Source organism: Enterobacter mori LMG 25706, from assembly GCF_000211415.1.
Classification (GTDB): domain Bacteria; phylum Pseudomonadota; class Gammaproteobacteria; order Enterobacterales; family Enterobacteriaceae; genus Enterobacter; species Enterobacter mori.
The window spans coordinates 285,471-310,569 of the sequence record NZ_GL890775.1 but is presented as its reverse complement, the minus strand read 5'-3'; the positions used below and the strand labels follow the sequence as shown (position 1 = coordinate 310,569).

Below are 25,099 nucleotides of genomic sequence, written 5' to 3'. Positions count from 1 at the left end.
CATTATTCCCACCACTCGCGAAATGCCTGAGTGGTATCACTCACCCGCACGGGCTCACCCAGTTCCGGCGTCAGCAGCCGATAATTTTTGTCCTTGCTGGCGCGCGCCAGCTGGATCAGCGGATCGTTCCACGTGTGTTTCGCCAGCACGAAGCGCCCGTTGTGCCCCGGCACCACCGCTTTGGCGTTGAGATCCGCCGAGGCCTGCGCCGTTTCGTCCGGCAGCATGTGGATGTACTTCCAGTCCTGGTCGTACTGGCCGTTTTCCATAATGGCTAAATCCACCTCGCCAAACTGCTCGCCGATGGCCTTAAAGTGCGGGCCGTAGCCGGAATCCCCGCTGTAATAAACCTTCTGCTCTGGCGTGACGAACATAAAGCTGCCCCACAAGGTCTGGTCGCGCTTGATGCCGCGCCCGGAGAAGTGACGCGCCGGAAGAACATGCACCGTCAATTCATCGCTGATGCGCACCGACTGGTTCCAGTCGCGCTCGTCAATAATCTCAGGCTTCATTCCCCAGTAGCGCAGGTGGGAGCCCACACCCAGCGGCGTCACCACACGCTTCACCTTTGGCAGTAGCGCCCTGATGGTGGCGTAATCCAGATGATCGTAGTGATCGTGCGAGATAATCAGCAGGTCGATCTCCGGCATGCTTTCAGCGCGCCACGGATACTCACCGGCAAAGGCCTTATTGAGGAACGAGAATGGCGCGGCGTAGTTGCTGAGCACCGGGTCAATCAGAATGCGTTTACCCGCGAGCTGCAGGTACCACGAGGAGTGACCGAGCCACACCAGGGTGTCCTGCTCCAGCGGCAGGCTCGCAAGATCGGTTTTTACCAGCGGCAGCGGCTGCGCCGGTCGTGCGTTTTCGGTTTTTTTGGTCAGAAATTCCCACGTCGCGACCAGCATGTTTTTGTCGCCGTTATAACCCGGCGTCGGCAGCGTATTGTGGAATTTCCCCTCGCGATACTGCGGAGAGGCTTCCACTTCGGAGAGCTGCTCACCCTGCGGTGGCTGGCCGAATCCGGCGTTCAGAACAAAAGGTAAACTCGCAGCTGAAGCAACAATCATGACAAACACCACGCAGATGAATAGAGGCTTTTTCATTTCCTGACCCGAATACGCGCCCCATCCGATGGTTTACGCGGGTTAAGCTTGATTATGAGTGAGTAAGCACTCATTATTAGATATGATGAATATATCGTCAAGACGTTTTCGATCTTTGACATTCCGCGTTGCAGCGGTATGAACCGCATGCTTCAATACGTTTTTTTACATTTGACAAAGGGGAGAATTGAGTGGCACGTCCGAAGAGTGAAGATAAAAAACAGGCCTTACTGGAAGCAGCAACCGCTGCGTTTGCGCAGTCGGGAATTGCCGCCTCAACGGCGCTCATTGCCCGTAACGCGGGCGTCGCCGAAGGCACCCTGTTTCGCTACTTTGCTACCAAAGACGATCTGCTGAATGCCCTTTACCTCCACCTGAAGCAGGATCTCTGCCAGGCGATGCTCTCTAATCTGGATCGCTCACTCACCAGCCCAAAAGAGCACACGCGTAACATCTGGAACAGCTATGTCGACTGGGGGATCAAAAACCCTCTCGCACACGCTGCCATTCGACAGCTTGGCGTCAGTGAGAAGATCAACGCCGAGACGGAGCAGGCCGTGAAAGATATGTTCCCGGAGCTGCACGAGCTGTGCCGCCGCTCGGTGCGCCAGGTGTTTATGTCCGACGAATTTAAAACCTTTGGCGATGCGATTTTCTTATCGCTGGCCGAAACCACAATGGAATTTGCCACCCGCGATCCGTCCCGCGCCGTCGATTTTAAAGCGCTCGGTTTTGAGGCCATGTGGCGCGGGCTGGCTCAGGAGGATAGCGATGGACGGTAAGTCCTTGCAGGAGCACGCGAAACGCGTGGCGCTGGAGATGCCTTTCACCGAACACTGCTGGCCGTTCGGCCCCGAGTACGACGTGTTTAAAGTAGGTGGGAAGATTTTTATGCTGATGGCGGTTGTACGCGGACGCCCTCACGTCAGCCTGAAATCCGATCCGGAAAAATCGCTGTTGAATCAGCAGATTTATCGCGGCGTTGAACCTGGCTATCACCTGAATAAAAAGCACTGGATCTCACTCTACGGCACCGATGACATCACGCCTGAGGTGGTCGCTGATTTCATCAACGACTCGTGGAATCTGGTGGTCGATAAGCTGCCGAAAAAAGATCAGAAATGGATACGCCCGGCCTGATTGTTCGGCTGAGCCGAACAGATTAAGCGCTCGAATCGCCCTTATCTTTTCCCGCTTCGCGCGGTACTCTGCTTTCCTTTCGCGCCCGCGAGCGGGCGAATTTCATCACCAGGAGTTGTTATGGATATCATTTCTGTCGCCCTGAAACGCCACTCTACCAAGGCGTTCGACCCAGGCAAAAAACTGACCGCTGAAGAAGCGGAAAAGATCAAAACCCTGCTGCAGTACAGCCCGTCCAGCACCAACTCCCAGCCGTGGCACTTTATTGTTGCCAGCACCGAGGAAGGTAAAGCGCGCGTGGCGAAATCCGCTGCGGGCACCTATGTGTTCAACGAACGCAAAATGCTGGATGCTTCTCACGTGGTGGTGTTCTGCGCGAAAACCGCGATGGACGATGCCTGGCTTGAGCGCGTTGTCGATCAGGAAGAGGCCGATGGCCGTTTCAACACGCCGGAAGCCAAAGCCGCCAACAATAAAGGCCGCCACTACTTCGCCGACATGCACCGCGTGGATCTGAAAGATGACGACCAGTGGATGGCGAAACAGGTTTACCTGAACGTCGGCAACTTCCTGCTGGGCGTGGGCGCGTTGGGTCTGGACGCGGTGCCGATTGAAGGCTTTGACGCGGCGATCCTCGACGAAGAGTTTGGTCTGAAAGAAAAAGGCTACACCAGCCTGGTGGTGGTGCCGGTTGGGCATCACAGCGTGGAAGATTTCAACGCCACACTGCCGAAGTCCCGCCTGCCGCTGAGCACGATTGTGACCGAGTGCTGATCCAAATGGGCCGCCGCGCGTGGCCCGTTACGTTTTACTGATGACCAGCCTGCGATGCGGATGGACATCGCGATCGTTGCCCCAGGCAAACGCAATCCAACGCTCTTCCAGCTCAGCGTAAGAGTTTACGGGCGTTAACGTCCACGCTTCTCCCACCGTACCATCTGCCACGCTTATGCGATAGTTCATGGTAAACGCCCAGTCGATCATCCGCAGCCAGAACCGCTGTCCGTCTCCCGTTTGCTCGCTGTCCGAAACAACGATGTCATATTCACTTAACAGCCATTGAAAAAAGAGTTGCGGTAATCCGCTTATCACGCGCTGGTGTACGGCGCGTGGCGTACGCCAGACCATCACCTGCGTGGCGGCACCGTGGGGAAAGGTAATTTCTTTATGAAACGTCAGCTTAACGGCATAGGCCGTATAAGGTTTGCCGTCGTCGGTGGTCACGAGACGGTATTCATCGCAAAAACGTGATTTTAAGAGCCGATATCCGACAGGCAGCAGAAAACCCGGCAGATGGAAATCCACCGTGCCTCGCGCAAGAAACGCTTCAGTATGTTCAACGTTTCGGGAGATAAGGCCGAGCTTTTGGCTGAAATCTGCGGAATCAATCATCAGTGGCAACATAGGTGATTTCTCATTCCGTGAGTATAAACGACTTAACATCTCATCGAAATGATGTCGATTCAGTCGGTTGGTTTAATGTAAACCTCACCTTATACCTGTCTCATCGACTTAGCAGAATCGGCAGTGATTCCCTGAAAGCCCCTCGCAAAAAACTTATTTCCCCTGCTCCGCCAGCCACGCCATCGCCCGCTCCCCCGCCTCATCCACCGGTAAATAGACCAGCAGCCGCGAGCCGTTTCGCGGCGCGGAGTACCAGTACATCTGCTGCAGCGTGAAATCTCCCAGCTCGGGATGGGTAAACAGCTTGAGCTGGTTCTCCACGCCGCGCACGTCGTTGCGCTGGTGCCACAGGGTTTTGAACTCTTCAGACACCGCAAAGAAGCGTGCCAGCTTCGCCTCCCACAGCGGGTCGCCCCGGTGTTCGGCCATCGCCGCGCGGAAATAGGAGACAAATATCGGCAGCACGTCATCGCGTCTGCCGAGCCGCGCGCGCCACGCCGGGTGGGTGAGGAACAGGTAAATACAGTTGCGGTCTTCCGGCGGGATTTCATTAAAATCGACGCCCATCAGATGACCAAAACTGTCGTTCCACGCCACGATATCGAAATTGGGTTTCTGTATGCTGGCAGGTTTTGGCAGCAGGGTATCAAGCAGGCGGCGCGTGCCTTCGCTGATGCCCTCGCAGCATACCGCCTGCGGGGCTTCACCCGGCGGCAAACCGGCTAAAACAAACAGGTGTCGGGCCTCGGTTGGGGTGCATTGCAAGGCTTTCGCCACGGCCGCCATCACCGCGCTCGACGGGTTGACGTCCCTGCCCTGCTCAAGCCAGGTGTACCAGGTCACGCCCACGTCTGCCAGCATCGCCACCTCTTCACGGCGCAGACCCGGCGTGCGACGGCGACCGCTGCGCGGCAAGCCGAGACGCTGCGGATCGAGGCTTTCGCGTCGTGCGCGTAAAAAAGTACCCAGCTGTTTTCGGGTGTCATCCTGAAGTGAGACGACGGGTTCAGACATCAAGGCCATAAATCCCCCTGCATGGTAGTGCCAGTACCAGTATAAGCAAGAACTGGTACCCGTTTATTAGATGGTTGATGCTACGACCATCTGATGAATGACGCAATGGAGATCCCATGAATACGTCAGTTGTTTCACCGGGCCGCGCAGGCCTGATATTGCTGTTAACCGGCCAGATGCTGCCGCTGATTGATACCTCAATCACCAACGTCGCGCTGGACTCCATCACCCACTCACTGCACGCCACCGCTACAGAACTGGAGCTGATCGTCGCGCTCTACGGCGTGGCCTTCGCCGTCTGCCTGGCACTCGGCAGCAAGCTGGGGGATAACGTTGGCCGCCGTCGCCTGTTTATGTGGGGCGTGGCGAGCTTTGGCCTGGCCTCGCTGCTGTGCGGCATGGCGGGAAGCATCGAACAGCTGCTGGCCGCGCGCATCGTTCAGGGCGCAGGCGCGGCGCTGATCATGCCGCAAATTCTTGCGACGCTGCACGTCACGCTAAAAGGCACCGCCCACGCGAAAGCGATTAGCCTGTTCGGCGGCATCGGCGGAATTGCGTTTATCGTCGGCCAGATGGGCGGCGGCTGGCTGGTGTCGGCGGATATCGCCGGGCTGGGCTGGCGGAACGCTTTCTTCATCAACGTGCCGATTTGTCTGGTGGTGCTGGCACTGAGCCGCCGCTACGTGCCGGAAACCCGTCGCGATACCCCGTCACGCATTGACTGGACCGGCACCGTGCTGCTGGCGATGATCCTCTGCTGCCTCCTGTTCCCGATGGCGCTCGGCCCGCAGTGGCACTGGTCGTGGCCGCTGAATGCTGCGCTGCTGGCCATTATTCCACTGGCCTATTTAATGGTGCTGAACGCGCGTAAAAAAGAGCGTGAGGATGCGCACCCGCTGATCCCGCCGCGTCTGATGCAGCTCAGCAGCATCCGTTTTGGCGTGCTGATCGCGATGCTCTTTTTCAGCGTTTGGTCCGGGTTTATGTTCTGCATGGCACTGACCATGCAGACCGGCCTTGGCATGGCGCCGTGGCAGTCCGGGAACAGTTTTATCGCGCTGGGCGTGACCTACTTTATCTCGGCGTGGTTTGCCCCTCGGCTGATCGCCCGCTACAGCACCAGCACCATTCTGCTGACAGGTCTGGCGATCCAGATTACTGGTCTGCTGGCGCTGATTGTTACGTTCCGGGTGTGGGGAATGGATAACACCGCCCTGACGCGGGCACCTGCGACCGGGCTGGTCGGCTACGGGCAGGCGCTGATCGTGAACAGCTTCTATCGCATCGGGATGCGCGATATTCAGCCCGATGACGCAGGTGCCGCGAGCGCCATTCTCAGTACGCTGCAGCAGGCCGCGCTGGGGCTGGGTCCGGCCATTTTTGGCGCAATCTTGCTGCATGCGCTGCAAAACCATCACGGGGACTACACTCAGGCAGTTAACGTCTTCCTGACGGTGGAAACGGTGATGATGGTGGTGCTGGCGCTGGCGACGCTGCGCATGCGTCATCGCCTCTGTTTACCCGTGGTGAAGGTCTGTCAGGCCGCCAAATAAGCCTGTGAATTTGCATAATAGATCCGCAGCCGCCATTATGGGGCTGCATCAATACAGGAGACGTTATGCAGGAATTAATAGCTCAGGTTGAAGAGTTAGGGATTGAAATTAATCACACCACCTCGTTAGTGATTATCTTTGGTATTATTTTTCTTACCGCCATCGTGGTTCATTTTATTCTGCACAAGCTGGTGCTCCGCGCTTTCGAAAAACGCGCGCAGGCCAGCAGCCATTTGTGGCTGCAGATCATTACCCAGAATAAGTTATTTCACCGTCTGGCCTTTACCCTACAGGGGATAATCGTCAACGTTCAGGCGGTACTGTGGCTGCAAAAAGGCAGCGAAGCGGCGGAAATGCTCACCACCTGCGCGAAGCTGTGGGTGATGGTGTATGCCCTGCTCTCTTTCTTCTCGCTGCTGGACGTGATTTTCAATCTGTCCCAGAAAATGGCCACCGCGTCGCAGCTGCCGCTGAAAGGGATTTTCCAGGGCATCAAGCTGGTGAGCGCCATCCTGGTGGGGATTTTGATTATCTCCCTGCTGATCGGCCAGTCCCCGGCGATTCTGATCAGCGGTCTGGGTGCCATGGCCGCCGTTCTGATGCTGGTGTTTAAAGACCCGATACTCGGGCTGGTGGCGGGCATTCAGCTCTCCGCCAACGACATGCTGAAGCTCGGCGACTGGCTGGAAATGCCGAAATACGGTGCCAACGGCACGGTGACGGACATCGGCCTGACCACCGTAAAAGTGCGCAATTTTGATAACACCATCACCACCATTCCGACGTGGGCGCTGGTCTCCGACGCCTTTATCAACTGGAGCGGCATGTCGGCGTCCGGCGGTCGACGCATTAAGCGCAGCCTGAATATCGATACCACCAGCATTCATTTTCTCGACGAGCAGGAGCAGCAGAAGCTGATTCAGGCAAAGCTGCTGAAGCCTTATCTGGCCGCGCGTCATGAGGAGATTAACCTTTGGAATCAGCAGAACGGTGAAGGGGAATCGATATTAAACCTGCGCAAGATGACCAATATCGGCACCTTCCGCGCCTACCTGAATGAATATCTGCGCAACCACCCGCGCATTCGCAAAGATATGACGCTAATGGTGCGCCAGCTCGCGCCGGATGCCAACGGCCTGCCGATTGAAATATACGCCTTCACCAACACGGTGATCTGGGCAGAATATGAGGAAATTCAGGCCGACATCTTCGACCATATTTTTGCGGTGGTGGATGAATTTGGTCTGCGTATTCACCAGTCGCCAACCGGGAACGATATTCGCTCCCTGGCGGGCGTTATCGCAAAATAATCAGGTACTGGCGCGGGAAATAAAGCGCCAGTCCATCATCACCCTTTCCGTGGGCGCATCCGGGTTGTCGATTTTGTTCAGTAACAGATCGACCGCCTTGCGCCCGATATCCCGCGACGGCTGCTCGATGGTGGTGAGCGAAATCATGTCCGCCAGCTCCGTGCCGTCAAACCCCACGACCGCAATATCCTCCGGCACCCGCAGCCCCGCCTGCTGAATGGCGCGCAGCGCGCCTGCGGCCAGGGTGTCCGATACCGCAAACACCGCGTCCGGCGGGTTCTCTTTCAGCAGATTTTCCATCGCCGCCATCCCGGCGCGCGAGCTGAGATCGTTGGCGTATTCCACCGCCTGATAGTCCAGATCCGTCAGGTGGATCACGCTCTTGTAGCCGCGCTCGCGCAGGCGGGCATATTTATAGCTGAGGTCGTGGTTGATCATCGCGATACGCGTACGGCCGCTCTCGGCCAGCTGGCTGACGGCATGCTGGGAGGCATCGACGTCGTTAATCCCCACGCAGGAGACCGCGCCCGCATCGGCGTATTCTGCGCACTGCACCCACGGCGCGGCACCAATCAGCGCGGCCAGTTCCGGTAGCTTCGAGAAGGCGTCCATGGTGATAATGCCGTCGACAATTTTGCCGGAGAGCAGGCTTAAACCCGAGCGGGATCGTTCGATATCCGAGCCGGAGTTGCACAGCAGAATGCGGTAGCCGTTTTTCTCCGCCTCTTCTTCAATGCCCTTCACCACCTCGGCGCAGAACGGGTTGGCGATGTTGGAGACCATCACCAGGATCATATAGCTGCGGGCGGTGCGCAGCTGGCGCGCCAGCAGGTTCGGCTGGTAGTTGCTCTCCTGGATCGCCTGCAGAACGCGCTCGCGGTTTTTCGCCTTCACGGTGTCGCTGTTGTTGAGCACGCGGGAGACCGTCGCCACGGAGGCCCCGGCGAGCTGAGCGATTTTCTGAATTGACATAGCGACGACACATCCTGCGGTTAGCGTTTTGTGCAGGCTACCATAAAACGGTTGCCCGGCGAACCGGGCAACGCGTCAATACGCCACGCGCACCCAGCGCTGCTGCTGATGGCTTTTCACTATCGCATCAATGATATACATCACGTTTGCGCCGTCGTAGAAAGTTGCAAACGGCGGGTTTTCCGGCATCGCGCCCGCCTGCACGGCGCGGTAGAACTGCGCCATCATGTTTTTGAAGGCGTCCGGCCAGCCTTCGATATGCCCGCCGGGGAAATGGGCGCTGTCGGCCACGTCAGGGTTCATCAGGCCTGGATCGTCGGTGAGCGTCTGGTTAGCCTGCGCGCGATGGCCGACCCACAGCCGCTGCGGGATCTCCTGATCCCACGCCACCGACCGCTCGCTGCCGTTGATCTCAAACGTCAGGCGATTTTTGCGCCCCGCGCTCACCTGCGAGACGCTGAAGCTGCCCTTGCTGCCGTCGTCGAAGCGGAACAGCACCGAGCCGAAGTCTTCGGTGGTGACCGGTTTGTCTTCATAGCGTGCATGCTCGTCATGCACGAATGTCTGATTTCCGGCCACGTTAGCCTTGCGCGTCGGCCAGACGATGGCGAGGTCGGCCATCACCTCGATGATGCGGCGGCCGGTGACAAACTGCACCGTATCGCACCAGTGGGAGCCGATGTCCGCCACCGCGCGCGATGCGCCGCCGAGCGCGGCATCCACCCGCCAGTTATAGTCGGTTTCCAGCAGCATCCAGTCCTGCATATAGCTGCCGTGCGAGGCGAACAGCCGTCCGATATCGCCCGCGCGCATCATGCTCGCCGCCTGACGCACCATTGCAAACTGGCGATAGACAAAACTCACGCCGTGCACCACGCCCGCCTGCTCCGCCAGCGCCACCAGCTCGCGCGCCTCGTCCGGGGTCATGCACAGCGGCTTTTCTGAAAACACGTGCTTGCCCGCCCGCAGGATCTGGCGGTTAATCTCCGCGTGCAGGTGGTTCGGCGTGCAGTTATGCACCACGTGCAGATCGGGGTGCGCGAGCAGTTCCTCAACGCTGCCGTAGGCATGCGGCACATTCAAGGCTCGCGCCTTTTCCTGCGCCTGCGCAGGCGTGCCGTCGCACAGGGCAACCACCTGCACAAAACCGAGGCGTCTAAGCGCCTCGATATGCGCCGGGCCGATAAACCCGCTGCCGATAATCCCGACGTTAATCATGCTTGCCTCCTGCCGCGAAGTCGTCAAACGCGCGCCCGGAGACCGGGATGATGTGGCGGCGGATAAACTCGCTGCCTTCCCTCGCGCCGGTTTCGCCGTCCTTCAGGCAGCACTCCCACTCCAGCACCGCCCAGCCGTCATAGTCGTACTGGGTCAGCTTGCTGAAAATGCCCTTAAAGTCGATCTGCCCGTCACCGAGCGAGCGGAAGCGTCCGGCGCGGTTGATCCACGGCTGGTAGCCGCCGTAGATGCCGCTGCGCCCGCTGGGGCGGAACTCGGCATCCTTCACGTGAAACGCCTTGATGCGCGAGTGGTAGATGTCGATAAAGGTCAGGTAGTCCATCTGCTGCAGCAGCATGTGGCTTGGGTCAAAAAGGATGTTACAGCGAGGATGGTTATCTACCCTCGCCAGAAAACGCTCGAAGGTCACGCCGTCGTGCAGATCTTCCCCCGGATGCAGCTCAAAGCAAACGTCCACGCCCTGCTCGTCGAACGCATCCAGAATCGGCCGCCAGCGGGCTGCCAGCTCCCCGAATGCATCCTGAAAACGCTGCTCGTTATGCGGCGGCCACGGGTAGAAAAACGGCCATGCCAGCGAGCCTGAGAAGGTCGCGTGCGCTTTCAGGCCTAACCTGGCCGAGGCAACCGCCGCCTGCTTCAGCTTCTCCGTCGCCCACGCCCGTCGCGCTGCATCGTTGCCGCGCACGGCGGCGGGCGCGAAGTGGTCAAACGCGTCGCTGTAGACCGGGTTTACCGCCACAAGCTGCCCCTCCAGATGGGTCGACAGCTCGCTGATGACCAGCCCGTGTGCTGCCAGCTTGCCGGTAATGTCATCGCAGTAGATCTGGCTCTCGACCGCTTTTTCGACATCAAAAATGTGCGGATGATTGCAGGGGATCTGCACCGCTTTATAGCCCTTCCCGGCTGCCCACCCGGCCAGCCCGTCGAGCGAGTTGAACGGCGCTTCCCCGCCAATAAACTGCGACAGAAAAATGCCGGGTCCTTTCATCGTCCTCATACCACCTCCTGAACGTTACGCCTTGTCATCGTCATACTTGAACGTGAGAAGGAAAATCAGCGCGATCGCCGCGGCTGCCACCGCCGGGATCCACCAGAATGTTACCCACGCCTGCGGCACGGTTTGCCCCGCCACCAGACGGTTATAGAGCGCGCCGGAAATCTGCGAGCCGAGCAGCATGCCGATGCCGTAGGTGAACATCACGATCATGCTCTGCGCCTGGCCTTTTACCTTCTCGCCCGCCACGCGGTCGGTATAGATAAAGCCCACCACAAAGAAGAAGTCATAGCACACGCCGTGCAGCAGGATGCCGATATAGAGCAGGAAGCGCCCCTCCTCGCTCACCCCCAGCGCGAACATGGCGTAACGCACGAACCACGCCAGCATGCCGATCAGCAGCATGACTTTCACGCCCAGGCGGCGGAACAACAGCGGGATCACCAGCATGAAGGAGATTTCCGACATCTGCCCGAAGGACATGGCGGTGCTGACGTCGGCAATCCCGGCATCCGCCAGGTATGAGGCGGTATAGGCGTAGTAGGTGCCCAACGGGACGGAGATCAGCATCGCGCAGACGGAGAAGACGAAGAAGTGACGGGTTTTGAGCAGCGCAAAGGCATCCGCACAGAAGAGATCGCGCACCTTAACCGGCAGGCCTTTCGCCGGGGCTGGCGTGTGCGGCAGCGTCAGGCTGTAAAGCGCCAGCAGCACGGAACTGGCCGCCGCCACCTGGAAGATGGTCACGCTGGACGCCACGCCGGTCACGCCGATGAAAATGCCCGCGACGATCCAGCCGATGGTGCCGAACACGCGCACCACCGGGAAGGTTTTATCCACGTTCGCCAGGCTGTGAAACGCGATGTTGTTGGTCAACGCCAGCGTCGGCATGTAGCAGAGCGTGTAGCCAAATAGCAGGCCGATCAGCAGTGCGCCGTTCTCGGCAATCAGCGCGCCCGGCACGAACCAGAGGATCGCTGCGCCCGCCAGATGCATCACCGCCATCACCTTCTGCGAGGCGAAGAAGCGGTCCACCAGCATCCCGAGCACGAACGGCGAGAGAATAGACGCAATTGGCCCGGCGGAGAAGGCATCGCCAATCAGCAGCGACATGTTGTGCTGGGTCATCACCAGGCCGAGCGTGACCGACCAGCTACCCCAGATAAAAAACTGCAGAAACATCATCAGCGACAGCCGAGGCACCAGCAGCCGGTGCTGCGCTATCGCCTTTCCACTACTTTCAGTTGTTGACACCATGATGAGCCTCACCCAGAAAAAGTAATCGATTACAAAACAGTTCAAATAAAAAGTAATCGATTACAAAATAAAGATCCTGTGGATCGAAACGGAATTGGGAGGGGGGTCACGATAAAGATCGCTGGATGACAAAACGAGATGTTTTGATTGTCATTATAGCCAATAGGCTATAAATTAAAACAGCGAGGAAGCTACTGTGCTCTGTGCTGGGGACAAAACCGGTTGCAATCAAAAACGGTTTTATAAAGAAATGATTACGCTGGCTGACGTTGAGTACAGCAGACATCTGGCGGATAAGGAGGCCATATGGCAACGCTAAAAGAACTCATGGCGCAACAGAGCGCGGAAAGTCAGGAGCGTATTGCGGCTAAAGTTGACGTGATGCGCAGAATTGTGGCCCTGAACCAACTGCGGGAAGAGCTCAAGGTTTCTCAGACAGAACTGGCCGAGGCAATGGGGGTAAAACAACCCACTGTAGCGAAAATCGAACAGCCGGGAAACGATCCCCGGCTTTCAACGCTCAAACGCTACGTTAGTGCGCTCGGCGGTGAAATGAGCATTGATGTGACGTTACCGAATGGGAAACGGATAGCGTTTGAGATTTAATATTGCATGTTCAAAGCCGGGTGGCGGCTTCGCCTGACCGGGCGTGAAGGCAGGTGCGGTCTGGTTTGGTGCGGTCTGGTGCCCTCTCCCCGGCCCTCTCCCACAGGGAGAGGGAGAAAACCGCGCTACTTTTTGCGCGAGAGCTTAAATGCAATAAACAGGAACACCACCCACACCGGCAGCAGCATCGCGGACAGGCGCATCTCATCCATGGTGCACATCAGCACCAGAATCAGCCCCAGGAACGCGATGCAGATGTAGTTCCCCGCCGGGTAGAGCAGCGCTTTAAACTGCGTCTCGCGTCCCTTGCGGCGCATCGACGCGCGGAAGCGCAGGTGCGCCAGGCAGATCATGATCCAGTTCAGCAGCAGCGTCGCGACCACCAGCGCCATCAGCAGGCCAAAGGCCTGTTTCGGCAACAGGTAGTTGATCAGCACCACCAGAGAGGTAATCGCGCCGGAAAGGAACAGCGAGTTGACCGGCACGCCGCGACGGCTGACGCGGGTGAGGAACTTCGGCGCGTTGCCCTGCACCGAGAGGCCAAACAGCATGCGGCTGTTGGAGTAAACCCCGCTGTTATAGACCGACAGCGACGCCACGAGAATGACGAAGTTCAGCGCCGAGGCCACCACGTTGCTGTTCAGATCGTGGAAAATCATCACGAACGGACTGCTATCGGATTTCACCTCCACCCACGGATAGAGCGCCAGCAACACCACCAGCGAACCGATATAGAACAGGAGAATACGGTACACCACCTGGTTGACCGCTTTCGGAATGCTTTTTTGCGGGTCGCGCGCTTCAGCCGCGGTAATGCCAATCAGCTCCAGCCCGCCGAAGGAGAACATGATCACCGCCAGCGAGAGGATCAGCCCTTTCCAGCCGGTTGCCAGGAAGCCGCCGTGCTGCCACAGGTTGTCGATTGTGGCCCGCTCGCCGCCGTGACCGGAGAACAGCAGCCACAGGCCAAAGCCGATCATGCCGATAATCGCCAGCACCTTGATCAGCGCAAACCAGAACTCGGTTTCGCCATACAGGCGCACGTTGACGAGGTTAACGGCGTTGATAATGATGAAGAAGGCTGCTGCCCAGATCCACGTTGGCACGTCCGGCAGCCAGTACTGCATGTAGATGCCCGCGGCGGTCAGCTCTGCCATCCCGACCAGCACGAACATGACCCAGTAGTTCCAGCCGGACAGGAAGCCTGCAAACGGGCCCCAGTATTTATAAGCAAAGTGCGCGAAGGAGCCTGAAACCGGCTCTTCAACGACCATCTCGCCAAGCTGGCGCATGATCAGGAAGGCGATAATCCCGGCGATAGCGTAACCCAGCAGAACCGCAGGGCCCGCCATCTGAATGGCGGGGCCGATGCCGAGAAACAGCCCGGTACCGATCGCGCCACCAAGGGCAATTAACTGAATATGTCGATTTTGCAAACCACGTTGCAGCGTCGGATTCTGATCCGACGAAGCTTCAGCGCTACCATGGCCTGAAGCGGATGACGCGTCTTTCACGCCCTACCCCTGTCTCTTTTTTAGAAGGGGCACGTTTTAACACTTCATGCTGGAGGTAGCAAGTTTAACGCCGGGCCACTGTATGCACCCGGCAGATAACGGTCACGACCCGATGATCCCACCGTCCGCTTTGACGATCACCACCGTTGACGATCGCGGACGCCCGTTCGGGCTGGCGTCTGGCCAGTTGGAGACGGCGCGCGGATTGGCCGGATCGGTAATATCATCCCCGCCCTCACCCGGATGCTGGATATTGATAAACAGTGTTCGGTTGTCCGGCGTAAACGCAATGCCGGTGATTTCACACCCGCGCGGTCCGGTCAGGAAACGGCGGTATTCATTGGTGCCCGGAATGGTGGCGACCATCTGGTTATTGCCCATCCCCTCGTACGCTTTCTTATTGATGGTGCTGGAAGAGACGTCGGTTTGGATCCACAGGACGCCCTGATGATCGAACGACAGGCCATCCGGGCTGCCGAATTCCGTGCCCTGCATGGAACCTTTGGCCTTAGGATCGTCGCCGTCGGTACGCCCGGCCATGACCAGAATATCCCATTTAAAGCGTGCGGCGGCAGGATCGGCCCCGTCTTCGTGCCAGTGCATAATATGACCAAATACGTTGTTGGCGCGCGGGTTGGCGGCATCGACCGGCGCCTTGCCCTCCTTGCCGCGATCGCTGTTGTTGGTAAGCGTACAGTAGACGCTGCCGCTGGCGTGCGGATCGACGGCTATCCACTCGGGGCGATCCATTTTCGTCGCCCCCACCACATCAGCCGCCAGGCGGGTTTTAATCAGCAGGTCGCCCTGGCTTTCAAATCCGTTGCTTTTATCCAGGCCGTTTTGCCCGAAAATCAGCGGCAGCCAGTCGCCGCTCCCCTCCTCGTTGAACCTGGCGACGTACAGCGTGCCGGACGTCAGCAGCTGCATATTCGCTTCACGGTTCGCAGGATCGTATTTGTTGTCCGAGACAAATTTGTAGATGTACTCAAACTTCTGATCGTCACCCATATACACCACCACGCGCTTATCAGCGGCGAGCGTGACGGCCGCCCCCTCATGCTTGAAGCGGCCAAGAGCGGTGTGTTTGCGTGGCGTGGAGGTCGGGTCGTAGGGATCAATCTCCACGACCCAGCCAAAGCGGTTAGGTTCGTTAGGGGTTTTATCGACGCTGAACCGGTCATCCACTTCGTTCCAGCGGTAGGACTCGTCGCTGTCGCTGATGCCGTAGCGTTTTTCCAGCGGGTTAAGATCGGCTTTTTTGACAAAAATATCCGACCAGTTCTCCTCGCAGGTGAGATAGGTGCCCCACGGCGTATGGCCGTTAGCGCAGTTTTGCATGGTGCCCAGCACGCGCTCCCCCTGCGGGTCGGCGGCGGTTTTCACTAAAGGCTGATGCCGCGCCGGGCCGGTAAGCTCCATCGGCGTATTGACGGTTATACGGCGGGCGAGAGAGGACGGGCGAACCACCTGCCACTCACTGCCCGTTTTTTTCACTTCCACCACCGACACGCCCATCGCGTTCTGGCCCTTGCGGACTTTGTCGAGGCTCCAGTTCGCGGCGCCGTCCGTAAACAGCATTCCGTTGTCGATGTATTCATGGTTCAGCGCCAGCAGCCCATGCTCCGGGTTTTGCGCTCCCTGCGGCAGGCTAAACCACGCCATCCCGTCGTGGTGCATGCCCGCCTGCACCGCCTGCTCGTCCGTGGTGTTGCTGGCGTCCGGCTTAAAGGCTGGCATGTTGTTTTTAATTCCCGTCGGGTCACCCCAGCGATAAAACGGGCGAGCAATATAGCCTTCCGGCACCCTTACCGTATCTTCCGTGGAAACGGGGATGCTGCTAAACCCAAGCGACACCGCTTTCGCCAGCGTGGAAGGCTTCGATACCGCGGCAATGGCGCTTTCGGGTTTGATCAGAAAGGGGAATGAAACGGCAGCCCCCGCAACGGCGCCCATCTGCAAAAAACGGCGGCGGGAAAGGAATACCTCGGCAACCTCGGAGAAAACCGGGTTTGCGCTGCGGTTAGCGATCTCGTCGCGATGTTCTTTTTTGAAAACGGATTTGAGGGGTCTGCCCATAGCGGCTTCCTGTCATTGGCCAAGAGGTAAGAATGTGGCGACCAGTGTAAGAAGCTTTTGTTACAATTTTATAACACGATAACGGAAGGATGGGGCATCCATGCCCCGGATAACGAGGTGGAACGCTTAGAACTCGTAGCCAACCGAGACCTTAAAGGTCCGCGGTTCGCCCTGAGTGATGTAGGTGCCGGAATCGTCTACGCTGGCCCAGTAGTTCTCGTTGGTCACGTTGTCGATGCCCGCGCGCACGGTCATCTGGTTTGCATTGTGGTTCACCGCGAAGCGATAGCGCATGCCCAGATCCAGCGTGGTGTAGCTGTCCAGCTTTTTGGTGTTTGCCAGGTCAGCGTACTGCGTGCCGGAGTGGTTCACGCGGGCGGTCGCCGTCAAACCATCAACGGGCTTGATGTCGTACTCCGCGCCCAGCACGGCGTAGAAATTCGGAATACCGATCGCATCGTTACCCTGATTGACGCCGTTTTTGGTTTTGGTCAACTCGGCCTGCAGCCAGGTGGCGCTGGCGTTCAGACGCATACCCAGCATCGGCTCGCCGAAGACATTCAGCTCAACGCCACGGTTACGCTGCTCGGCGTCCAGGCCGTAGTGGCCGCTGTCGTCGAGGATTGCCGATGGCATTTTGATTTCGAACAGCGCAAGCGATCCGCCCACGCGGCCGAAGTCCGCCTTCACGCCCACTTCGTTCTGCTTAGAGTGCACGATACCGGTGCTCTGGCCGTAGTTGGTGGCGGTGTTAGGTGCAGTTTTGCCCGGCTGGAGGGCTTCGGTGTGGTTGGCGTAGAGGGAAATTTCCTCCCACGGCTTGTAGACCACGCCGTAGGTGGGCATCCAGCGGCTGCCGTCGAAACCATCCGCCGCGTTTTCCGCACCGGTGATTTTGTTGTAGCCGCGGATGACCACCTTCTGATGGCGCGCCCCGGCAGTGAACAGCAGCTTGTCGTCCAGTACGCCCAGCGTATCGCTCAGCAGCCAGCCCTGGGTTCGGGTACGCCCGCTGGTCAGCGGATCGCTGTATTTCCCGCCTAAGCCGTTGAAGTTAGTGCTGTCCGGCATATCAACGCCGGTGTTGTGATAGATGTTGGTGGTCGGGTTATCTGCCGCCGCCGACATTTTCCACGCGATTTTTTCGTTTTTGGTCATCGCTGAATACCCGACGTTGACCTTGTGCGAGACAAAACCAGTGTCAAAGTTACCGCGAATGCCCGCCATCCCGCTGACGGAGTCGCTGATGCGGTTGGTGTCGAGGCGGCTGACCGTGGCCTTGCCGCTCTTGTCCACCAGCTTCGGCGCGCTGTAGATCCCTTCCTCGTGCGCGTGCTGCGCACCCAGACCGGTATAGGCGGTCCAGCCATCGGTGATGTCGTACTCGCTGCGCCACATCCCGAATTCGTTTTCGATATTGCTGTAGGCCCACTTCTGCGAGAAATTGCGGTCATTTTTCGGCGGCTCAGGGACGAAATCCACCGCTGAAATATTGACGCTGGTAGGGCTGCCGTGGAAGGTTTTCTTCTGATAGCCCATGTCAAGCGAGGTGCGGAAGCGGTCGCCTTTGTAGTCCAGGCCGGTGGAAAGCAGCGTGGTGCGGCGGCGGTCATTCGGTACGCCGGTTTCCCCTTCCCGATGGACGAGGTTCACGCGCGCGCCAAACTGGTCGTTATCACCGAAGCGACGGCCCGCGTCCAGTGTGGTGCCAATCTGGGAATCCGAGGTGTAGTCGACGCCCACTTTTGCCTGCGGCGTCTCGCTCGCATGTTTCGGCTCAAGGTTGATCATCCCGCCCACGCCGGAGCTTGCCGCACCGTTCATCAGCGAGTTGGCCCCTTTGAAGATCTCAATGCGGTCGACCATCTGGGCATCCACCACCGGACGCGGCAGCACGCCGGACAGGCCGCCAAAGGTCATGTCATCGCCGTCGAACTTCAGGCCACGAATACGGAAGGTTTCAGCGCTGTTGCCGTAACCCTGAACATACTGCACGCCCGCGTCGGTGGGGACGACATCGGCAATGGTTTTCGCCTGCTGATCTTCCACCAGCTTCGAGGTGTAGCTGATGATGTTGAACGGCACGTCCATGGCGTTCTGCTGACCGAGCATCCCCATGCGTCCGCCATTTGCCACCTGCCCGTCGAGGAAGGCGGGCACCAGCTGGTCACCGCCGGGGGTGAAATCACTCTCCGCCGCAGCCTGGACGACGAGGGTGTCCTCTTTTTTCTCATCCGCCGCCAGAGCGGAATGGGTCACTGCGCCAATGGCAAGCGCCAGCAGCGTTTTATGCATTGTGGTGTTGTTCATAATTAACTCGTTTAAATGTGCGCGCAAAAATGACCCGTGGTCGGGCCTTAGAATGGTGTAAATGCAATGCAAATGAGAACTATACGCATTATCTATGCGTTATCAAGTGTAACCGCGCATTTCTGGTCGCGAAAAGAGGTTAATCAGAATGGAGGGATGATGACGAGGCGCAGGACGAGAACAGCCACCCCGCATTGGGGGTGGCTGCAATAACATTATTTTTTCTTGTAGATATCGGCGGTGCCGTGAATTTTGTTGTTGGTATTGCCGGACGTCAGTACCAGCACATCAGCACCTTGTTTGTCTGCTTTCTCAATCAGCTCTTTCTTCGCATCATCAATCGATACTTCATTTGAAGTATTAACAGTACCGATTTTTTCATACTGTGATTCTACTTTCTCAAATTCATTTTTCGTCAGCAGTTCTGCAGCAAAGGCATTAGTGGTAAACAGAAACGCGGTTCCCAACAAAATAGCAGTCGTTTTTTTCATAACCTTTTTTCCTTGAGATTAATCAGCAACTACGAAAAGCCTCACACACGATGATGAGGTGTATTGAGCATGGTAGAGAATCTCAGGAAATTCCACACGTTCAGGAAAATTCTTCTATAACAACCCATTGCATGAAATAACTAACGAATATTAAGAATATTCAAAAACGCGTGCGACGCCCGCGATATCAATGCGCACCGCCGTGCCAGGGTTCCACCCAGCCTGACTGACCGTTTTCAGAACAACAGGCTCCTGTCGCCCGGCTAAGGCAAGGGTGAGCGTGGACAAATGGCCCGTGAAATCGACCTCAATAATCGAGATCGGGCTTTCATGCGGGGCGCATGCCGTTACGCGCAGCTGTTCCGGGCGCATCATCACTCTGCCCTCTCCTGTCGCACGGGCATTGTCCGTGGGCACTTCACCCAGCGCGCACATCGCGTACCCGCTGGAGAGCTGAGCAGGCAGGATCACCGCATCGCCAAGAAACAGCGCGGTCTCTTCATCAACGGGCCGGGAGTAGACCTCGTAAGGCGTACCCACCTGACTGAAGCGCCCGCCGCGCATCACTGCAACCTGGGGGGCAAAGGACAAGGCTTCGTTTTGGTCGTGCGTCACCAGAATCGAGGCCACGCCAGCTTCCGCCAGCAGGTCGGCGGTCGCTTTGCGCGTCATGGCGCGCAGCCCGGTATCCAGCGCCGAAAAGGGTTCGTCGAGCAGCATGACTGACGGACGCTGAGCCAGCGCGCGGGCCAGCGCAACGCGCTGCTGCTGTCCACCGGAAATCTCATGCGGCCAGTGCGTTGCCAGCTGCCTGTCCAGAGAGACTTTCTCCATCAGCGCGTCCACCCGCTGACGTTTTTCATCCCGCGTGCCGTCCAGCCCCCAGGCGATGTTGTCAGCCACATTAAGGTGTGGGAACAGCGCCCCTTCCTGCGGGACAAAACCGATCCCACGCAGATGGGCGGGCACAAAATTGTGTTCATCGAACAGCGTGCGTCCCTGCATGACAATGCGCCCGCTGTCCGGCGTTTCGAATCCGGCAAGAATACGCAGCAGCGTGGTTTTTCCCGACCCCGACGGCCCGACAATCGCCGTTCGGCTCCCCGGTGAAACGCTCAGATTCACATTATCAAGCACCCGCGCATCGGAAAACGATTTCGAAATGGACGTTAATTCAAGCATGTCATAGCCCTGCAATTTTTTTAGACTGCATATATAGAATGGCGGTTAGCGGCAGTGAGATAAGGATCATCAGCATGGCGTAAGGGGCTGCAGCCACATAATCGATCTCGCTGGTGAGAGCCCAGAAGCCGGTGGAGAGCGTACGCGTTCCCAATGGCGACAGCAGAAGCGTTGCGGTCAGTTCATTGCTGACGCCGAGGAAAACCAGCGCCGCGCCCGCCGCGGCGCCCGGTGCGGCCAGCCGCAGGGTGACGCGCCATAATGCTTCAGCGGGCGTGCTGCCAAGGCTGCGCGCCACGTTTTCCAGCTCAACCGGCGCCTGCGCAATGCCAGCCCGGAGGTTAACGAGCGCGCGGGGCATAAACAGCAGCAGGTAGGCGAGGAACAGCGTCACTTCCGTCTGATAAATCGGACGGGCATAGTGGATAGTCACCGTGACCAGCGCCAGCGCGGTCACAATACCCGGCAGCGAGCTGGTAATATAAATGCACCCTTCCAGCATACGGAAAATACGGTGTGGATAACGGATCCCGAGCCACGCGATGGGGATCACGCACGCCGTCGTCAGCAGCGCTCCGCCCACGCCGAGCATCAGCGTCTGGCGCAGCGAGTGCCAGAGATCGGCGCTCATCCAGTTTTCCACGCCACCCAGCCAGATCCAGCGACACAACACGATTAAGGGTACGCCCAGCGCCAGCAGCACCAGCGTCAGAAAAAGCAGCTGTCCCAGCCACGCCATAGCAGGCTCAAGCGGCCAGCGCTTCTGCTCGCGCGCGGCGCCTGCGCCAATCCGCGCATAGCGTGTTTTTCCGCGCGTGACGCCTTCAAGCATCAGGATAGCCAGACAGCATAAGGCCAGCACGCCCGCCAGCATATTCGCGGCCGGGCCGCTGAACGTGGACTGAAACTGGTCATAAATGGCCGTGGTGAAGGTGTCGAAGCGGATCATGACGTACAGGCCATACTCCGCCAGCAGGTGCAGCGCCACCAGCAGCGCGCCGCCGCAGATTGCCAGTTTAAGCTGAGGCAGCACCACGCGGAAAAAGACCCGCCAGGGAGGCGATCCGAGCGAAGCGGCGACATCTTCAAGCGTGGGATCGAGACGGCGCAACACCGCGGCAACCGGCATGTAGATAAACGGATAGTAGGCCAGTACAGAGAGGAACACCCCCGCAGAGAGGCCATGCATGCCCGGTACCACGCTTACCCAGGCATAGCTTTGCACAAACGCGGGGATCGCCAGCGGGGCCACCGCCAGCGCCGACCATACGCCTCGTCCCGCAAGCATTGTGCGCTCCGTCAGCCAGGCTATCGCCACGCCCAACACAATGCACAGCGGAACCGCTAACGCCATCAGCCACAGCGTGTTGCTGAGCAGCTCAGCCACCCGCGGGCGGAACACCAGCGTCTTAATCGTTTCCCAGCCGGTCTCAATGCCGATGGCAATGATAAAGCCCAAAGGCAGAAGCGCCAGTAATGAAAACAAGACAGCTAACGCAACCATCGGCAGCGCGGGACGCCTGCGAACAGGCTTCCGCACGCGGTTTTTACCGATGCCGAGACTCAAACCAGACATAAGACATTCACTTTGCGTTCAGGATCACAGCAGGCCAGCTTGCGTCATCAGCTCGATAACTTTCTTACTGTTGAGCGTGGAAGGTTCCACTTTTGGCGCATCCAGATCCTTCAGCGGAACCAGTTTCGGGTTGGACGCGGCATTCACGCCGACGGCATATTCAAAGGCGTTGTTGGTACGCAGGCTTTCCTGACCTTCTTTGCCGGTGATGTATTTGATGAAGGCCTGCGCCTGCGCTTTATGCTTGCTGGATGCCAGCACGCCACCGCCAGAGAGGCTGACAAATGCGCCCGGATCCTGGTGTTTGAAATAGTAGAGCTCGGTATTTTTGCTGTTTTCACCCGTTTTGGACTGATCGACAAAACGGTAGTAGTGATAGATCACGCCGCCATCAATCTGGCCCGCGTTGACCGCTTTCATCACGGTGCTGTTACCTTTGTAAGCAACGAAATTGGTTTTCATCGCCTTGAGCCAGTCCAGCGTGGCCTGCTCGCCCTTCAGCGCCAGCATTGCGCTAACGATCGCCTGGAAATCCGCGCCTGACGGAGACGCGGCCCAGCGCCCTTTCCACTCAGGTTTCGCCAGATCCATCAGCGATGCTGGCAGCTGTGTCTCATTTAATTTTTGCGGGTTATAGACAAACACGGTGCTACGCGCGGCGATGCCTATCCAGCGACCGTGCGCTGGACGAAATTCCGTGGGTACCTGCTTTAACGTATCGGCATCTAAAGGCGCAAATAATTTAGCGTTATCAACCAATACCATGGACGGCGAGTTTTCCGTCAGAAATACGTCCGCAGGCGATGCGCTGCCTTCCTGAACCAGTTGGTTGCCCAGCTCGCTGTCACCGCCGTTTCGCAGAGTAACTTTAATTCCCGTTTCTTTCGTAAAGCCATCAACCCATGACTGCACCAGGTTTTCATGCTGTGCGTTATACACAACGATACCCTGATTATTATCAGCAGCAACTGATTGTGTAGAAAGGAAAAGTGATGAAGACAACAAGGCAAGCGAGAAGCATGACAGCAGGCGAGAATTCATGAACATATCCTTAATAGACCAACGGGAGTAATCACTCATAGCTTTGTGGGACAGGATTAAATCATACAACAACGCTAATGATAATTAGTATCAATCCAGTTTAGACGTAAAAGTGGAAAATTTTTTTATAGGGGAATGACATGTGATAAAAATCCAGTTTAAAAAGGAGAATTAATTAAAGATTAAGAAAACCTTAAGCCCGTAAATAATAAAATTAATTAGCCTTCTATTTATTCTGGCGCACCGGTGAACATTTTTCTCTGCGCGTGCCGCGCGTATAAAAAACCCCGCCAGTGCGGGGGTGAAGTGGAAATGGAAACAGTCAGCGCTTATAAGCGCTTTGTTAACCATTCCAGCTGCTGGGTAATGACGTTATCGAAATGCTTACCATCATATAAATCATAATGTTTTGCGCCCAGCTCGGTATAGAGCCGCTTGTCCTGGGCGCTGACGGATTCGTATAGCGCAATACCCTGCTGAGGATCATTAACCGTATCGTCTCCAGCCACCACCACGAGCGTCGGGCAGCTGACCTTCTCAGCGTACTGGTAAGGTTTGTAGCGAAGCGTTTCATAAACGGTAAGGAAAGGTATTTTGATATCCATCGCAGGATAGTGCGCTTTATTTTCCTCAAAGAAGGCTTTCGACTCTTCGTCTCCCAATACCTTCGTGATGGCGACGAACATCTCCTTACCCTGGCGCTCGCGTTTTTCGACCATCTTTTCAAGCGTGGCGACGAACCCCTGCTTGTCGTTATCATCCATATTGCCAGTGACAATCACTTCACCGTCCGCAAACCCCATCTGGCTTATGATGCATTTCACCTGCGGGCGCTCGACGGCAGCGGCAAACACATGGCAGGCACCTAGCGACGTCCCCCATAGCGCGATACGCTGCCCTTCCAGCCCGGGATGCTTCTCCGCCCAGTCAATAACGGTACAGATATCGTCAATTTGCATTGATGGAACCAGCCTTCCTCGCTCCCCACCGCTTTCGCCGAAACCACGGTAATCAAATGTGATAGTCGCAAAGCCAGCGTGAGTAAATGCTTCAGCATAGCGCGGCAGTAAAATGTCCTGTATCCCGCAAAACCCGTGGCAAAGCACGACAACCGGAGCTTTTTCATCCCTGTCCGGCTGACGTAAGGTTAAGGCTATCTCATTATTTAATGTGTGTGTTGTCAAAAACATATATTTATCCCTCTAATGAAGAGGGGTAAGCCTATCAGCCCAGTCAATATAAAAATTTGACTTAAATCCAAATAAGAACTGGCCGTTTTAAAAAGCATCACATCGCCGCGTGAGGGGCATACATCGGATAGGTGAAGAACAATAAATGCACGCAGTTCAGCCCAAAATGAAATAACGTTGCAACCCAGAGCCTACCGCTCCACATCCACGCCAGGCCGTAAATAATACCGGCGAGGCTGGCAAAAATAATCAGGAGTAAACCGCCGCGATAATGCATCAGCCCAAAGATGACTGAAGCAATCAACAGCGCGACAACAGGATGAAGAATCCTGGACAAGCGTTGCTGCAGGTAGCCTCTGAACAAGGCTTCCTCAGCCAAAGAGACGAAGAAAATATTCGCAAGGGCAAATTGAGCGAACCATTCTGGCGCATGTGGCTCAATTCTCAGCCCGCCCAATGCAACAGCAAGAAGTAACAGCACGGGTATCGCAAGAACGACTATTCCCCAGCCAGCCTTGCCAGCGTTATAGAGTGGTTTTGCTACGAATAACGTTGGCATGCACGTCATTAGAATGAACGGCACCACCGCCTTGTCCATATTAAAGTACATAGTGAACGGTATGCTTTGCGGGCCAACGACGACTGCATCCAGCACTTTGGGGTTATGGAAGCCCGGGATCGCATGCAAAAACAGGGCAACGGCGATGACCATGCACAGGCCTTCGAGCAGATAAGTATATTTATTATTGTTATTACGTAGCCATTCAACAACAGACCAACCAATAACGATTGATGCAATCACCAGCAGCGCCGGGGCATCAAGAATGCTCTCTTTCCAGCCGAAAAATGCCGTTAACCCCAGCATCAGGTAAGCCAGACTTTTATTAAGGGAAAGCGCGGCAAGCGATGTTGCGAGTAGATACCACATATTTGTCCTTCATGACAGGCATGTACAACAGTGAAAAGGAATGTCGTGCCGCAGGCGTCCCGCGGGGAAGCCATAAATATGGTGCCGACTACCGGAATCGAACTGGTGACCTACTGATTACAAGTCAGTTGCTCTACCTACTGAGCTAAGTCGGCGTTGGTCCGCCACCGGAGCCTCGAACCCCGTACTACAACAT

The 25,099-nt window shown here is 57.1% G+C and carries 22 protein-coding genes, 1 tRNA gene and 1 pseudogene; 7 read left to right on the top strand and 17 right to left on the bottom strand.

The window, feature by feature from the left end; translation table 11 throughout:
- Positions 1-2: 2 nt before the first annotated feature.
- Positions 3-1,106: a RomA family MBL fold metallo-hydrolase gene (locus ENTMO_RS0106510; protein WP_010428316.1), complete on the bottom strand. Its 1,104-nt coding sequence runs from the start codon at positions 1,104-1,106 to the stop codon at positions 3-5.
- A 191-nt stretch (positions 1,107-1,297) separates the two neighbouring features.
- Here ENTMO_RS0106510 and ENTMO_RS0106505 point away from each other — a divergent pair, with 191 nt between their 5' ends.
- From ENTMO_RS0106505 to nfsB, 3 genes are all read left to right on the top strand, one after another.
- Positions 1,298-1,888 (top strand): TetR/AcrR family transcriptional regulator, encoded by a 591-nt coding sequence (locus ENTMO_RS0106505; protein WP_010428315.1) that lies wholly within the window; start codon positions 1,298-1,300, stop codon positions 1,886-1,888.
- Positions 1,878-2,246: an MmcQ/YjbR family DNA-binding protein gene (locus ENTMO_RS0106500; RefSeq protein WP_010428314.1), complete on the top strand. Its 369-nt coding sequence runs from the start codon at positions 1,878-1,880 to the stop codon at positions 2,244-2,246. The genes ENTMO_RS0106505 and ENTMO_RS0106500 overlap by 11 nt, the downstream gene beginning before the upstream one ends.
- Before the next feature lie 120 nt (positions 2,247-2,366).
- Entirely contained in the window at positions 2,367-3,020 is a 654-nt protein-coding gene (gene nfsB / locus ENTMO_RS0106495; protein WP_010428312.1) for an oxygen-insensitive NAD(P)H nitroreductase, read from the top strand.
- A gap of 27 nt (positions 3,021-3,047) precedes the next feature.
- Here the strand turns inward: nfsB and ENTMO_RS0106490 are convergent, their stop codons facing one another.
- On the bottom strand, positions 3,048-3,650 hold the full coding sequence (locus ENTMO_RS0106490) for a hypothetical protein (RefSeq protein WP_010428311.1): 603 nt from the start codon (positions 3,648-3,650) through the stop codon (positions 3,048-3,050).
- Positions 3,651-3,803: 153 nt separating this feature from the next.
- A complete protein-coding gene (locus tag ENTMO_RS0106485) occupies positions 3,804-4,673 on the bottom strand; it encodes a helix-turn-helix transcriptional regulator (protein WP_010428309.1) in 870 nt (289 codons plus the stop codon).
- Positions 4,674-4,780: 107 nt separating this feature from the next.
- Between ENTMO_RS0106485 and ENTMO_RS0106480 the strand changes: the two genes are divergently transcribed.
- Positions 4,781-6,217, top strand: coding sequence for an MFS transporter (locus tag ENTMO_RS0106480; RefSeq protein WP_010428307.1), 1,437 nt, complete (start codon positions 4,781-4,783; stop codon positions 6,215-6,217).
- 65 nt (positions 6,218-6,282) lie between these two features.
- Entirely contained in the window at positions 6,283-7,527 is a 1,245-nt protein-coding gene (locus ENTMO_RS0106475; protein WP_010428305.1) for a mechanosensitive ion channel family protein, read from the top strand.
- Here ENTMO_RS0106475 and ENTMO_RS0106470 read toward each other — a convergent pair whose 3' ends face one another.
- The 4 genes from ENTMO_RS0106470 to ENTMO_RS0106455 all read right to left on the bottom strand — a co-directional run bounded on the left by ENTMO_RS0106470 (position 7,528) and on the right by ENTMO_RS0106455 (position 11,989).
- Complete coding sequence (locus ENTMO_RS0106470; RefSeq protein WP_010428303.1) at positions 7,528-8,499, bottom strand: LacI family DNA-binding transcriptional regulator; 972 nt, start codon at positions 8,497-8,499, stop codon at positions 7,528-7,530.
- A 75-nt stretch (positions 8,500-8,574) separates the two neighbouring features.
- Complete coding sequence (locus tag ENTMO_RS0106465; protein WP_010428302.1) at positions 8,575-9,717, bottom strand: Gfo/Idh/MocA family protein; 1,143 nt, start codon at positions 9,715-9,717, stop codon at positions 8,575-8,577.
- The gene (locus ENTMO_RS0106460) at positions 9,710-10,735 is read right to left on the bottom strand and encodes a sugar phosphate isomerase/epimerase family protein (protein ID WP_010428299.1); all 1,026 of its coding nucleotides are present in this window, start codon (positions 10,733-10,735) and stop codon (positions 9,710-9,712) included. Before ENTMO_RS0106460 ends, ENTMO_RS0106465 begins: the two co-directional genes overlap by 8 nt.
- A 15-nt stretch (positions 10,736-10,750) precedes the next feature.
- On the bottom strand, positions 10,751-11,989 hold the full coding sequence (locus ENTMO_RS0106455; protein WP_010428297.1) for an MFS transporter: 1,239 nt from the start codon (positions 11,987-11,989) through the stop codon (positions 10,751-10,753).
- 187 nt (positions 11,990-12,176) lie between these two features.
- Between ENTMO_RS0106455 and ENTMO_RS26470 the strand changes: the two are divergent.
- Both ENTMO_RS26470 and ENTMO_RS0106450 read left to right on the top strand, forming a co-directional pair.
- Positions 12,177-12,308 (top strand): annotated as a pseudogene (locus tag ENTMO_RS26470) (type II toxin-antitoxin system RelE/ParE family toxin); the annotation flags it as partial.
- A complete protein-coding gene (locus ENTMO_RS0106450; RefSeq protein WP_010428293.1) occupies positions 12,296-12,595 on the top strand; it encodes a helix-turn-helix domain-containing protein in 300 nt (99 codons plus the stop codon). The pseudogene ENTMO_RS26470 and the gene ENTMO_RS0106450, both read left to right, overlap by 13 nt.
- Before the next feature lie 125 nt (positions 12,596-12,720).
- Here the strand turns inward: ENTMO_RS0106450 and pheP are convergent, their stop codons facing one another.
- The 10 genes from pheP to ENTMO_RS0106400 form a co-directional block, all read right to left on the bottom strand.
- The gene (gene pheP / locus ENTMO_RS0106445; protein WP_010428292.1) at positions 12,721-14,109 is read right to left on the bottom strand and encodes a phenylalanine transporter; all 1,389 of its coding nucleotides are present in this window, start codon (positions 14,107-14,109) and stop codon (positions 12,721-12,723) included.
- 102 nt (positions 14,110-14,211) lie between these two features.
- Entirely contained in the window at positions 14,212-16,185 is a 1,974-nt protein-coding gene (locus ENTMO_RS0106440; RefSeq protein WP_010428290.1) for a PhoX family protein, read from the bottom strand.
- Positions 16,186-16,311: 126 nt separating this feature from the next.
- Positions 16,312-18,495, bottom strand: coding sequence for a TonB-dependent receptor (locus ENTMO_RS0106435; RefSeq protein WP_010428288.1), 2,184 nt, complete (start codon positions 18,493-18,495; stop codon positions 16,312-16,314).
- 215 nt (positions 18,496-18,710) lie between these two features.
- Positions 18,711-18,986, bottom strand: a complete 276-nt coding sequence (yahO, locus tag ENTMO_RS0106430) for a DUF1471 family periplasmic protein YahO (RefSeq protein WP_010428286.1) — start codon at positions 18,984-18,986, stop codon at positions 18,711-18,713.
- A 150-nt stretch (positions 18,987-19,136) separates the two neighbouring features.
- Entirely contained in the window at positions 19,137-20,168 is a 1,032-nt protein-coding gene (locus ENTMO_RS0106425) for an ABC transporter ATP-binding protein (protein ID WP_010428285.1), read from the bottom strand.
- Between the two features lies 1 nt (position 20,169).
- Positions 20,170-21,744, bottom strand: coding sequence for an ABC transporter permease (locus tag ENTMO_RS0106420; RefSeq protein ID WP_010428280.1), 1,575 nt, complete (start codon positions 21,742-21,744; stop codon positions 20,170-20,172).
- A gap of 24 nt (positions 21,745-21,768) precedes the next feature.
- Positions 21,769-22,785: an iron ABC transporter substrate-binding protein gene (locus ENTMO_RS0106415; RefSeq protein ID WP_010428279.1), complete on the bottom strand. Its 1,017-nt coding sequence runs from the start codon at positions 22,783-22,785 to the stop codon at positions 21,769-21,771.
- A gap of 329 nt (positions 22,786-23,114) precedes the next feature.
- Entirely contained in the window at positions 23,115-23,975 is an 861-nt protein-coding gene (gene uilS, locus ENTMO_RS0106410; protein WP_010428278.1) for a UilS family quorum-quenching N-acyl-homoserine lactonase, read from the bottom strand.
- A gap of 97 nt (positions 23,976-24,072) precedes the next feature.
- Complete coding sequence (locus ENTMO_RS0106405) at positions 24,073-24,903, bottom strand: CPBP family intramembrane glutamic endopeptidase (RefSeq protein WP_010428277.1); 831 nt, start codon at positions 24,901-24,903, stop codon at positions 24,073-24,075.
- Positions 24,904-24,982: 79 nt separating this feature from the next.
- A tRNA-Thr gene (locus ENTMO_RS0106400) sits at positions 24,983-25,058 on the bottom strand.
- Positions 25,059-25,099 lie beyond the last annotated feature (41 nt).

Excerpts from the sequence above, each read along its gene's own strand:
- ENTMO_RS0106510 (WP_010428316.1), bottom strand. The coding sequence starts at position 1,106 with ATGAAAAAGCCTCTATTCATCTGCGTGGTGTTTGTCATGATTGTTGCT.
- ENTMO_RS0106500 (WP_010428314.1), top strand. The coding sequence starts at position 1,878 with ATGGACGGTAAGTCCTTGCAGGAGCACGCGAAACGCGTGGCGCTGGAG.
- nfsB (WP_010428312.1), top strand. The coding sequence starts at position 2,367 with ATGGATATCATTTCTGTCGCCCTGAAACGCCACTCTACCAAGGCGTTC.
- ENTMO_RS0106490 (WP_010428311.1), bottom strand. The coding sequence starts at position 3,650 with ATGTTGCCACTGATGATTGATTCCGCAGATTTCAGCCAAAAGCTCGGC.
- ENTMO_RS0106485 (WP_010428309.1), bottom strand. The coding sequence starts at position 4,673 with ATGGCCTTGATGTCTGAACCCGTCGTCTCACTTCAGGATGACACCCGA.
- ENTMO_RS0106480 (WP_010428307.1), top strand. The coding sequence starts at position 4,781 with ATGAATACGTCAGTTGTTTCACCGGGCCGCGCAGGCCTGATATTGCTG.
- ENTMO_RS0106475 (WP_010428305.1), top strand. The coding sequence starts at position 6,283 with ATGCAGGAATTAATAGCTCAGGTTGAAGAGTTAGGGATTGAAATTAAT.
- ENTMO_RS0106470 (WP_010428303.1), bottom strand. The coding sequence starts at position 8,499 with ATGTCAATTCAGAAAATCGCTCAGCTCGCCGGGGCCTCCGTGGCGACG.
- ENTMO_RS0106465 (WP_010428302.1), bottom strand. The coding sequence starts at position 9,717 with ATGATTAACGTCGGGATTATCGGCAGCGGGTTTATCGGCCCGGCGCAT.
- ENTMO_RS0106460 (WP_010428299.1), bottom strand. The coding sequence starts at position 10,735 with ATGAGGACGATGAAAGGACCCGGCATTTTTCTGTCGCAGTTTATTGGC.
- ENTMO_RS0106455 (WP_010428297.1), bottom strand. The coding sequence starts at position 11,989 with ATGGTGTCAACAACTGAAAGTAGTGGAAAGGCGATAGCGCAGCACCGG.
- ENTMO_RS0106450 (WP_010428293.1), top strand. The coding sequence starts at position 12,296 with ATGGCAACGCTAAAAGAACTCATGGCGCAACAGAGCGCGGAAAGTCAG.
- ENTMO_RS0106440 (WP_010428290.1), bottom strand. The coding sequence starts at position 16,185 with ATGGGCAGACCCCTCAAATCCGTTTTCAAAAAAGAACATCGCGACGAG.
- ENTMO_RS0106435 (WP_010428288.1), bottom strand. The coding sequence starts at position 18,495 with ATGAACAACACCACAATGCATAAAACGCTGCTGGCGCTTGCCATTGGC.
- yahO (WP_010428286.1), bottom strand. The coding sequence starts at position 18,986 with ATGAAAAAAACGACTGCTATTTTGTTGGGAACCGCGTTTCTGTTTACC.
- ENTMO_RS0106425 (WP_010428285.1), bottom strand. The coding sequence starts at position 20,168 with ATGCTTGAATTAACGTCCATTTCGAAATCGTTTTCCGATGCGCGGGTG.
- ENTMO_RS0106420 (WP_010428280.1), bottom strand. The coding sequence starts at position 21,744 with ATGTCTGGTTTGAGTCTCGGCATCGGTAAAAACCGCGTGCGGAAGCCT.
- ENTMO_RS0106415 (WP_010428279.1), bottom strand. The coding sequence starts at position 22,785 with ATGAATTCTCGCCTGCTGTCATGCTTCTCGCTTGCCTTGTTGTCTTCA.
- uilS (WP_010428278.1), bottom strand. The coding sequence starts at position 23,975 with ATGTTTTTGACAACACACACATTAAATAATGAGATAGCCTTAACCTTA.
- ENTMO_RS0106405 (WP_010428277.1), bottom strand. The coding sequence starts at position 24,903 with ATGTGGTATCTACTCGCAACATCGCTTGCCGCGCTTTCCCTTAATAAA.